This window comes from Campylobacter concisus, assembly GCF_002912425.1.
Lineage (GTDB): Bacteria > Campylobacterota > Campylobacteria > Campylobacterales > Campylobacteraceae > Campylobacter_A > Campylobacter_A concisus_AH.
This window is the reverse complement of sequence record NZ_POYR01000025.1, coordinates 1-8,679: the sequence shown is the minus strand read 5'-3', so window position 1 is coordinate 8,679 and position 8,679 is coordinate 1. Positions and strand designations below refer to the sequence as shown.

7 protein-coding genes and 1 tRNA gene are annotated in these 8,679 nt (G+C 41.8%); 3 read left to right on the top strand and 5 right to left on the bottom strand.

The window, feature by feature from the left end; genetic code table 11:
- Positions 1-525: 525 nt before the first annotated feature.
- The 3 genes from CYP84_RS01435 (at position 526) to CYP84_RS01425 (ending at position 4,326) form a co-directional block, all read left to right on the top strand.
- Positions 526-1,623 (top strand): PepSY-associated TM helix domain-containing protein, encoded by a 1,098-nt coding sequence (locus tag CYP84_RS01435; RefSeq protein ID WP_103636427.1) that lies wholly within the window; start codon positions 526-528, stop codon positions 1,621-1,623.
- Complete coding sequence (locus CYP84_RS01430) at positions 1,604-3,718, top strand: TonB-dependent siderophore receptor (RefSeq protein WP_103636426.1); 2,115 nt, start codon at positions 1,604-1,606, stop codon at positions 3,716-3,718. Before CYP84_RS01435 ends, CYP84_RS01430 begins: the two co-directional genes overlap by 20 nt.
- A gap of 95 nt (positions 3,719-3,813) precedes the next feature.
- Positions 3,814-4,326, top strand: coding sequence for a chemotaxis protein (locus CYP84_RS01425; RefSeq protein ID WP_103636425.1), 513 nt, complete (start codon positions 3,814-3,816; stop codon positions 4,324-4,326).
- Here CYP84_RS01425 and CYP84_RS01420 read toward each other — a convergent pair.
- From CYP84_RS01420 to CYP84_RS01400, 5 genes are all read right to left on the bottom strand, one after another.
- On the bottom strand, positions 4,323-5,897 hold the full coding sequence (locus CYP84_RS01420; RefSeq protein WP_103636424.1) for a Na+/H+ antiporter: 1,575 nt from the start codon (positions 5,895-5,897) through the stop codon (positions 4,323-4,325). The two genes, CYP84_RS01425 and CYP84_RS01420, sit on opposite strands and share 4 nt — an antisense overlap.
- Positions 5,898-5,955: 58 nt before the next feature.
- A tRNA-Ser gene (locus tag CYP84_RS01415) sits at positions 5,956-6,043 on the bottom strand.
- Between the two features lie 43 nt (positions 6,044-6,086).
- Complete coding sequence (locus tag CYP84_RS01410; RefSeq protein ID WP_103636423.1) at positions 6,087-6,569, bottom strand: GNAT family N-acetyltransferase; 483 nt, start codon at positions 6,567-6,569, stop codon at positions 6,087-6,089.
- A gap of 2 nt (positions 6,570-6,571) precedes the next feature.
- On the bottom strand, positions 6,572-7,375 hold the full coding sequence (locus CYP84_RS01405) for a M48 family metallopeptidase (protein ID WP_103636422.1): 804 nt from the start codon (positions 7,373-7,375) through the stop codon (positions 6,572-6,574).
- Between the two features lie 262 nt (positions 7,376-7,637).
- Positions 7,638-8,606 carry a putative transporter gene (locus CYP84_RS01400; protein WP_103573056.1) on the bottom strand — a complete coding sequence of 323 codons (969 nt, stop codon included), beginning with the start codon at positions 8,604-8,606 and terminating at the stop codon, positions 7,638-7,640.
- Positions 8,607-8,679 lie beyond the last annotated feature (73 nt).

Genomic DNA, 8,679 nt, shown 5'->3' with positions numbered 1-8,679 from the left:
GCTTATCGCTTAGCTCAAATTTTAGAGCCGAAATTATTCGTTCATAAAATTTTAAAATTTGATAGAACTTTTGAATAAGCCACGTTTAGTAGTAATAAAAATAAAATTTAAAATGTTAATTTTACTTTTATACAAAGCATATATTTTTATCTTTCTAAAAGAGAAATTTTTTAGTAAATGCCTAAATATAGTGATTTAATTTAGTATTACGCAGAATTTCTTTTTTATTAACTAAAAATTTCATTAAAATTTATATTTAAGTAATAACATTTCATCGTCCTAAACGGACCCTCCTTTTTGTAGCGGTTAAGACTTTGCTTCCCCCTTTTCTGGCTTTTCCGCTTACACAAAGAGGAGTTTTCTATCTTTTCAAATCAAATTCTTACCTTTCTAAACTCAAATTTCACAAACGTCATTTTCTTTTTAAAATTATATTTTGATAATGGTTTTAAAAATTATAAAAGCAAAAATCTTATAAAATTGCGAGCTGTTATCAAGACTAACTTTTAAAAGGTGGCATAAGGGGTGAAATTTTTAAATTTAAAGCTTTTTTACAAGGTGCATGCATATTTGTCGCTTCTCTTTTTTATCCCGCTTGTCGTAGTTTGCTTTAGCGGTGCGATCCTCGTTTATAAAGACGAACTAAACAGCCTTTTTATCCCAAATATCGTAAATGTAAATTTAAACAAAGAAAATTTAAGCAAAAGGATTAGCTTTGATGAACTAAGAGATATCATCGCAAGCAAGTTTGGCGGCTACGAGATGGTTGGTATAAATATCGATGCAAACCCTAAAAAATGCGACAAAATTTGGCTAATCGAGCATAACGACAGCAAAAAAGAGTGGAAATTTATCTATTTTGATGCTTTTAGCGGCAAGATAAAGAGCGAGCCACTTGCGCACGATGAGGGATTTTTCGGGGTTTTGGCGCATATCCATGAGGAGCTTCTTCTTGGAAAAAGTGGAAACATTATCCTCTTTTTAACAGCTATTTTTACATTTTTTATCTGCATTAGCGGCTTTGTGATCTACCGTAAATTTTGGCTAACCCTGCTTAGACTGCGCGTAAATGGGCTAAATGTTTTCATGAACGACATCCACAAGATAATAGGAATTTTTTGCACGCCAGTTTTACTGCTCATTTGCATAAGCGGCGCTTGGTGGGAATTTCAGATGGCACGCGCGCCAGAGTTTAAAAATGACTTCGTAATAGACGCAAAAATTTATAACAAAAATTTATCCCTTGATGAGCTGGTCGCTAGATCGAGAAAGGACATAAAAGGCTTTGAGCCACACTTCATCTCGTTGCCTTTCATGCAAGGGGCAAACATCCGTATCTTTGGCTATGTGATATGGCAAAGCTTTTTGCATAACGAATACTCAAGCGTTATCACCTACGACAAAGAAAGCGGCAAGCTAGTTAGCGTCTTAGACATAAAAAATGCAAATTTAAGTGAGAAAATCCTCTCGACCTTTAGAAGATCACACTTTGGAAACTACAACCAAACTACAAAATTTATCTGGTTTATAGTGGGTATCTCGCCGTTAGTTTTGAGCATCTCAGGGCTTTATCTGTGGTTTAGAAAATTTAAAAGGAGAAAAAATGAAAAAAATTTTATTTAGCTTAGTTGCTTTAAATTTGGCGTTGCCTCAAATTTATGCTAGTGAAAATGACAAGGTTTTAGAAGCGGTCGATGTCGTGGAGAGTGAGCGAAGAGACGACGCAAACTACTTTGCAAAAGAGCTTGTAAAGAGCACAACTAGGCTAAATTTAACCTCTCGCCAAACGCCCCAGTCGCTAACTGTGCTAACAGAGGCTAGGCTAAAAGATCAAGGCATCAAAGACTATCAAGTGCTTCTTAGAAATGTCCCTGGCGTCACGCTAAATAAATGGGACGAGCGCGTATATCCGACGGCTCGTGGCTTTGCGATAGATTATTACTTGCTTGATTCGATGCCTAGCTTTGGTGGCTTTAGTCTTGGTGCAAATGATATGAGCATGCTGCCTTATGAGAGAGTTGAGGTGGTAAAAGGGGCAAATGGCCTGCTTGCAGGCGCCGGCAACCCAGCTGCAAGCTTAAATTTCATAAGAAAAAGGGCAGACTCAAAGGAGCTAAAAGGAAATTTTGGTGTAAGTGCTGGCTCATACGATAGATACGGCGTAAATGGCGATGTGCAAACGCCTGTAAATGAGAGCGGAAGCGTCAGAGCGAGGCTTTCATTTATGCATGAGAAGTCGCACTCTTATATGGATTATTACAACCGAAAAAATAGCGCGATTTACGGCGTAGTCGATAGTGACATAGGCGATAACTCATGGCTTAGTCTTGGTGCGTTTTATCAAGAGCTAAGACGCCACGGCGGTAGGTGGGGCGGCATGCCAGCTTTTTACGCAGATGGCTCTAGGACAAATTTTAGTAAAAATGAAATTTTCTCTCAGCCTTGGACTAGGTGGGACATAAAGACGCTTGATTTTTACGCTGATTTTAAGCACTACTTTGAAAATGAAGCGAGCTTAAATTTAAGCTACTCATTTAGACGGGCAAACACTGACTCAAATCTACTCTATTACGGCGGAGCGGTAAATTTAGACGGTACTGGTAACATAGGTGATCTTAGCGTTTATGCAAACAAAAGAGAGGAGAATATCCACAACGTAGATGCATACGCAAATATCCCTTACGAGATAGCAAATTTATCTCATGAGTTTGTCTTTGGCGCTATGTATAACAACTATAAAAAAAGTAGCGATAAGGTAAGTAGCTACTGGCTACAAAAGACCACGCCAGCTGGGATTGCTTATACGGCAAGAAGTAGGATAGACTTTAAAAATTTACACCTTGATGATCCAAAACTCCCTTACGAAGATCAAAACAATAAAGACAAAACGATACAAAAGGCATTTTACGCGGCAAATAAACTATCAATCACCGATGAGCTTAAATTTTTGCTAGGTGCCAGGGTGAGCTACTACAAATACGAGATCGAGGGTGGTAAAGGCAATAGAAATTTCACAAATGAGATCACACCATATCTTGGCGTCACTTACGACATCGGAGCAAACCACACTCTATATGCTAGCTACACGAGCATATTTAAACCTCAAACCGTAAAAGATGCAAATGATAAATATCTAGATCCTATCCAAGGCAAAGACTATGAAGTGGGCATCAAAGGTGAGTATCTTGACGGGTCGCTTCAAGCAAGTCTTGGCGTCTTTAAGATCGTGCAAGACAAGCTTGGCGTAAAGACTGGCAAGAAAAATCCAGCGACAAATGCCGACATATATGAAGCTGGCAAAGGCGTGACAAGTAAGGGTGTCGAGCTAGATCTAAACGGCGAGATCACTAAAAACTTAAGCCTAAGCTTTGGTGCAACGCACTTTAACGCAAAAGATGCTAATGGTGAAAAATATGCCACCGACTCATCAAGAAGCACGGCAAATCTATTTGCAAAGTATGAATTTAGGGACTTTAGAGTAGGAGCTGGGGCTATGTATAAGAGTAAAATTTACACTGGCAAGGGCGCAAGAGAGATCACGCAAAAGGGCTACACCTTGGCAAATTTGATGTTTGGATATAAATTTGCTAAAAACTTTGACGTGCAGCTAAATATCGACAATCTTTTTAACAAAAAATACTACGAGGGCATTGGTGCAAACAAGATGGTTTATGGCGATCCACGCACCTTTAATCTCAGCTTTAACTATAAGTTTTAGCTAAATTTACCCTAATGCGCCAGCTAAATTTATAGTTGGCGACCTTCATTTTTTGCATAGTAGGTGTATAATTTCAAAAAACTAAGGAATTTGCATTGCTAAAAGTTGAAGTGATATATAAATTTTGTATCGTCTGTGCTCTTGCCTGTGGGATCTGCCTGCTTGCATTTACTGGGCTAAATTTCGCCATGGGCGAGTATAATGAGTGGATGATGAGCGCGCACAAATTTGCAGGAGCTTTGATCGTTTGTGCCGTGATCTTGCACCTTTTTAACCGCAGAAGAAAGCTAGTAAAGCTCATAAATGAGATGATCGATGTCGCCACGCACCGCAAAAATCCAACGATCTGCAACATGGACCGCATCATCGCCTCGCTTGAGCCTTACAGCATCAGTGAAATTTCACGCATGCTTGGCTTTGATGAGACCCTGTTTTGTAAGAGTTTGCGCGAAAATGATGTTAAATTTAATAGTCCCAGCCAGACTTTGCGCCAGATCGCACGCATGAACGATGAGAAGATATTTTTCGTGCTCGTGCTCATCGTCGAGGCCAAATTTGGCAAGAGATTTTGTGGTGCGGTAAGTTGCAATGTTGGAAGAAAATTTTAGTGCTCGCTATGCGGCTGCCACCTCTGCTCCTCAAGGTCGATGTGATATAAAAACGTCCTAATGACCTCTTCGTCGATCTTTGGGTCTTTGTTTAGCTCACAAAGCGCCTTTCGCTGCTCATTTAGGATCTCAAAATAGGTCTGCCTGACCTCGTCGCTGATCTCGAAATTTTCATTTGAAAGCTCGAAATTCCAAACTTCTTTGAGTTTCTGAAACAAGAAATTCTCCTCATTGCAAAATTTCTCGCTTTGAAATTTAAGCGAAGCCTCTGCGATCGCCTTTTTTATCTTTATCCTTGCAAGCTCATTTGGCATATGGTCGTTAAAGTCTGGAAATTTCACACTTTTAATGAGCAGTGGCAAGCTTAAGCCCTGAACTACGAGCGTTAGCAAGATCACGACAAATGTTATAAACAAGATGAGGTCTCTGTGCGGAAAGGGCTCGCTCCCAGCCATGGCAGGGATAGAAAGTGCCGCCGCCAGCGAGACTACGCCCCTCATGCCAGCCCAGCCAACGATAAAAGGTGTGGCTTTGCCTGGGTTGCGATCGTCCGCCACGCTGATATAGCGCTTCATAAACATCGTGATATAAACAGCGCCATAAGATGCCATGAGGCGGATAACGATGAGCACAGCAGTGACCAAAATGCCGTAAGAGACCGCCTCAAAGAGCGAGACGCCGCTACGCTTTAGCCCTGCTAAAATTTCAGGAAGATCAAGGCCGATCATGGTAAAAGCAAGGCCGTTTAGCAAAAAGATAAAGTTGTTCCAAACGGGCACCGCGTGGATCCTTGTTGAAGCGGTGAAAATTTCGTTTTTCTTAGTTGAGAGATAAAGTCCGCCACAAACCACCGCTAAAACGCCGCTAGCACCTAGCTCCTCAGCCAAGATATACATGATATAAGGCGTCGTGATGGTCATTATAGTGTCGCTGTTTTCATCAGTCGGTAAAATTTTATGTAAAAAATAAGCCGCAAGTGCCACTACAAGACCCGCCAAAACGCCACCAACCACCATCCAAACAAAGCTAGCAGCCGCCTCGTACCAGATAAACTGCCCAGTTGTCACTGCAACTGCAGCGAAGCGAAAGATGATGAGCGAGGAGGCGTCATTTAAAAGGCTCTCGCCCTCCAAAATAGCGCTGATCCTGCGCGGGGCTTTGACAAATTTAAGGATAGCTGCCGTGCTCACCGCATCTGGTGGCGAGACGATGGCTCCTAGCATGAAGCCAAGGGCGAGCGAGAAGCCAGGGATCACTAAATTTGCTATCACTGCAACCGCTGCTGCGCTTATGAAAACCACGATAAAGGCAAAACTGCCAATCATTCGGCGCCACTTAAAGAGCTCTTTTAGCGAGTTTGCCCACGCGGCCTCGTAAAGAAGTGGCGGTAAAAATATGATGAAAATAAGCTCAGGATCGATCTTAATACTTGGTAAATTTGGCACAAAGCTAATGGCAAGCCCGCCAAGGACTAATAGCACAGGATAGGCGACCTTTAGGCGGTTTGAGACCATCACCAAAGCGATGATGATGGCTAGCAGTGCAAAAAATAGCAGCAAATGTTCGATCATTTTGATCCTTTAAATTTCTTTTTGTATTAGGGCAATAGAATAAATTTTGTCAAATTTCTGGCGGGCAGAGAGAGATTCGAACTCTCGGCGAGTTACCCCACACACGCGTTCCAGGCGTGCTCCTTAAACCGCTCGGACATCTACCCAAGAAGAAAGTGATTATATCTTCATTTGCTTAATGCTTGGCTTTTAGAGCTTTAGCCCCAAGATAACGACATCTTTATACTCGCCATCCATCAGGCAAACGCCAGGCAGTTCGCCCCATTTTTCAAAGCCAAATTTCAAAAATAGCCCAAGGCTTGCTTCGTTTTTGCTAAAGATTAGTGCGATGATGTTTTTTAAATTTAGCCCTCTAGCTTCATTTAGGCTGTGGGCTAAAAGCCGCTTGCCGATACCCTTTTTAAGGGCTTTTTTAGCGACATAGATGCTTATCTCTACGCTTATATCGTAAGCGATCTTGGGATTGAAGTCGCTTAGTGAGCAGTAGCCTAAAATTTCATCATTTTCTTTGTAGATAAAGATAGGGCGCGAGCCGCCGTGGGCGTTAAACCAAGGCTCTCGCTCCTTTGTGCTAACTGGCCGCATATCAGCAGTCGCACTTCTTTCTAATATGTAGTCATTATAAATTTGCGTGATCGCTTCAAGGTCGCTTGGCTTTGCTCGCTCGATCAAGCCTAGCCTTTTTTGGCTGCTTGATAGATTGGCTCAAGCTTTGTTGCGATCTCTTTTAGATCCTTGATCCTGCTCTCGTTTGATGGGTGAGTGCTTAAAATTTCAGGTATTTTGCCAACATTCATCTTGCTCATCTTAACCCAAACTTCGACCGCCTCTTTTGGATCGTACCCAGCTCTTGCCATTAGCTCAGTGCCGATGTGATCGGCTTCGGTCTCATGTGAGCGAGAAAATGGCAGAGAAATGGTGTATTGGCTGGCTAAATTTAGAGCGCTTGCGCCAAGGTCGCCAAGTCCTGTGGCAGTTGTAACTGCGAAGATGCCGATGTTTTTGAGCTGGTCGGTACTCGCTTGCTCTCTGCTGTGCTCTCTAAGCGCGTGCGCGATCTCGTGACCCATGACCGCTGCTAGCTGCGCATCTGTTAAATTTAACTTTTTGATGATGCCGCTATAAACGACGATCCTGCCCCCTGGCATGCACCAAGCATTTAGCGTATCTTCGTTTATGACATTTACTTGCCACTTCCATTTTAGGGCATCCTCTCTGAAAACGCCAGTTTGCGCGATCAGCCTTTTTGCGATATCTTGAACCCTTTTTGTGAGGATCGGATCGACATTTAGCTCGCCCTTGTTTCTAGCAGCTGTTAGCGTCTTGACATAAGCTTGAGCTGAACTTTGCTCCATCGCTTCAGCCGATACTAGCATAAATTGTTTTCGGTCTATGCCGACAGCGCCTGACTTTGTGACGCTCGTGCAGCCTGTGATAAGCATACTAGCTGTTAATAACGTAAGTAAAATTTTTTTCATTTTCATCCTTTTTGGATTAAAATTTGGCGTATTATAGCTTGAGTTGGATATGCATTGTTAAACGAGGGGTGAAATTTAAATTTTGCGATTTCAAAAATAGAAATTTACCATTTTTGCAAATTTTAAAACTTTCATTCACTCGCAAGAATTGACTACTAAAATTTGGCTTCGCTTATCGCTTAGCTCAAATTTTAGAGCCGAAACTACTCGTTCATGAAATTTTAAAATTTGTCTGAGTTTTTTGATATATAAATTTAACCCACTACGCTTTATAGTCTATATTTCTCTCAAATTCTCTCAAACGCTTATTGACCGACCTTAGCTCCGTTATCGTCGTCCAGTTATCGATAAAGACGCTAAAACTCTCTCTGACCTGTGAGAAAGCGTTGCTAGCTTGGATCAAAACACCAAGTGTGATGACACCGCTAAATAGGCCATTACCCATGATGATGTAAGGCACGATGACTAAAATTTGCGAAAACGAGATGAGCCAAAGGTTGAAGTAGCCATAGTGCAAAAAGAGTTTATAGTAGTTTAGCTTGACCCCTGTAAAAAGCTCTAGCATGACGTTTGGCTGGCAAAATTTGACCTTATCATCCTCGCCATAAACTAGCTCTTTTCTAAACGCCGCCTCCGCTTTTTGGTTGTTATACTCAAGATGTGGTAGCTTTATGCCTACAAACCACGATACGATGAGGCCTCCAACGCTAATTAGCAGAGCGATATAAACCAGCGATCCCTCGATGTCTTTGATGTAGGGCAGGCTCACGCTCTTGCTTAGCTCCCAAAGCACCGGTATAAAGGCGATGAGCGTCATAAACGCCTTTAAAACCTGCACACCAAGGCTCTCCATGATCTTAGCAAAGCGATAAACATCCTCTTGGATACGCTGCGAGCTGCCCTCGATGTCGCTGTGGCAGTTTCGCCAAAATTTGAGATACTTAAAGGTCATCGCCTCCCTCCAGCGAAAGACCCAGTGGCTCGCAAAGAACGATATCACCGTGTAGGTCACGACGTATGGCATGGCGATCTTTAAGAAATTTAATATCCCTTGCCAAAACTCATCTACTTTGTGATCCTTTGAGTTTTGCATGATGTCGTAGAAATTTTTATACCACTCGTTGATGCGGACGTTTAGGTGCGTTTGATAGACAAGCAGCAAGATGATAAACATCGCTCCGCCGTAAGCCCAAAGCGCCCATTTTTTGTCTTTGAAAAATGATGAAAACATAAAGTGCCTTTTGTAAATTTTGGAAATTATAGCAGGCAAGGTTTAAGCATTTATATAAAATTTAAACCCAAAC

Coding starts and splice junctions, on each gene's coding strand:
- CYP84_RS01430 (WP_103636426.1), top strand. CDS start 1,604: ATGAAAAAAATTTTATTTAGCTTAGTTGCTTTAAATTTGGCGTTGCCT.
- CYP84_RS01420 (WP_103636424.1), bottom strand. CDS start 5,897: ATGATCGAACATTTGCTGCTATTTTTTGCACTGCTAGCCATCATCATC.
- CYP84_RS01405 (WP_103636422.1), bottom strand. CDS start 7,375: ATGAAAAAAATTTTACTTACGTTATTAACAGCTAGTATGCTTATCACA.
- CYP84_RS01400 (WP_103573056.1), bottom strand. CDS start 8,606: ATGTTTTCATCATTTTTCAAAGACAAAAAATGGGCGCTTTGGGCTTAC.